The following is a 1,676-nucleotide window of genomic DNA, read 5'->3' on the forward strand; positions in this document are numbered from 1 at the left end:
ATTATCCCCTACTCGATTTGCAAAAAGACTTAGCAAATCAGCTAAGCCTTTCTTCTTATCTCGAACGTTGTTTTCCAGCGTTGCGATTTTTGTGTTTTTTCTTGCTTGTGATAGCAGTTGGTTGTTCAGGGGTAACGTCTTTTCGTCCATTTGGTGTTGAGAAAGCACTTGCTTTTGGTGGGTTCTTGGCTAGTTCTTCACGGACTTTTTTGCGAAGTTTTGGACGAACGATATAGTTGACGATAAACTGTTGGAGAATCATCATGAAACCACCGACAACCCAGTAAAGTGTAACACTGGCTGGTGAGAAGAGGGAGAAGACGACGATCATGAGTGGGCTCATGTAAATCATTTTTTTAATTTGTTCTCTTTGCATTTCATCTTCTACTCCGTGAAGTGAAAGGAGCGATTGAAGATAGTAAAGGACACCAGCGAAGGCAACCAAAATCATACTTGGAGAACCTAGAGGAATTCCTAGGTAGCTTGCTTGAGCAACACCTTCAGTATGTTGGGCAGCAAAGTAGATAGCAGAGAAGAAAGGCATTTGAAGGAGGATAGGGAAACATCCTACACCACCAAACATGCTGATGCCATGCTCTTTTTGAGCGGCAAAGAGAGCTTGTTGGGCTTCGAGTTTTTCTTCTTGAGTAGTTGCTTCTTTGAGACGAGTTTGGTGTGGCTCAAGGACGTGCTTGAGGGCATTCATCTTTTCAGAGTGAAGCGTTGCCTTCCATGATTGGTAGATACCAAGTGGCAAGATAATCAAGCGCACGATAATGGTTACGATGATGATAGCGACACCAAAGCCTAGACCTTGATCAGTAGCGAAGTACTTGATAGCTTCAGCCATAGGCGCTCCGATCGTATTCCAAATAAATCCTGTCGGCTGACCTGTGGTTTTATCGACATTGACACAGCCAGTTAAGACAAGCAACATAGCCACTCCCATAGCCGAGAATGCAAAACGTTTAATAGATTTCACTGTTTTTATTCCTTCTTTAAAAATTATACCTTTCTATTCTACTGTTTTTTTACAAAATATACAATAGTTCTGGAGACCTAATTTGCGATTTTAAAGTCAGAGTAGGGAGGAAAGTTGCTTAGTTTGACATCTAAGTAGCTTACTTTTGAAAAAGGTGTCGGTCCTTTTCGGATTTCTTGGATAAATTTTGCCATGATAGCAGATGAGTCTGCTTGGGCTAAGATTTCCACTGTGCCATCGTCGTTATTCCATACCCGACCTGTGATGCCACCGATTTCAAGGGCCAGGCTATAAACACCCCAACGAAAGCCGACTCCCTGCACCCTACCTTGGGCAATCATTCTAATACTCAATTATTTTCAAAAAGCAACCTTGTCCATTGTCTGCTGACAGTGGACTTTAAAACGCTTTTTTCCAGTCCTTGAATAACTTCTTGAAGCTTATCAATGACGGCTTCCAATGTTTGGAAAGCCTTGTTTTTAAAACCTCGTTTTCGAATTTCTTTCCAGACTTGTTCAATAGGGTTCATTTCTGGTGTATAAGGTGGGATAAAAGCCAACTCAATATTACTTGGAATCTCTAAGGTACTTGATTTATGCCATATAGCATTATCCATGACAAGTAAAATATAGTCATCTGGATAAGCTTGTGAGACTTGCCGTAGAAATTCATTGATCCACTCAGTATTGCATCC

General features: G+C 41.2%; 3 protein-coding genes. All 3 read right to left on the bottom strand.

Going from position 1 to position 1,676, the window contains the following annotated elements:
• Nucleotides 1–55: 55 nt before the first annotated feature.
• A complete protein-coding gene (gene yidC / locus HT688_RS11280; protein ID WP_000835945.1) occupies nt 56–982 on the bottom strand; it encodes a membrane protein insertase YidC in 927 nt (308 codons plus the stop codon).
• Nucleotides 983–1,059: 77 nt separating this feature from the next.
• The gene (locus HT688_RS11285; protein WP_000561476.1) at nt 1,060–1,323 is read right to left on the bottom strand and encodes an acylphosphatase; all 264 of its coding nucleotides are present in this window, start codon (nt 1,321–1,323) and stop codon (nt 1,060–1,062) included.
• Between the two features lie 8 nt (nt 1,324–1,331).
• A partial coding sequence (locus tag HT688_RS11290) for a transposase (protein WP_172923804.1) occupies nt 1,332–1,676 on the bottom strand: 345 nt, incomplete at its 5' end.

It is taken from the genome of Streptococcus sp. 1559 (genome assembly GCF_013276735.1).
Classification (GTDB): domain Bacteria; phylum Bacillota; class Bacilli; order Lactobacillales; family Streptococcaceae; genus Streptococcus; species Streptococcus pseudopneumoniae.

Coding starts and splice junctions, on each gene's coding strand:
- HT688_RS11285 (WP_000561476.1), bottom strand. CDS start 1,323: ATGATTGCCCAAGGTAGGGTGCAGGGAGTCGGCTTTCGTTGGGGTGTT.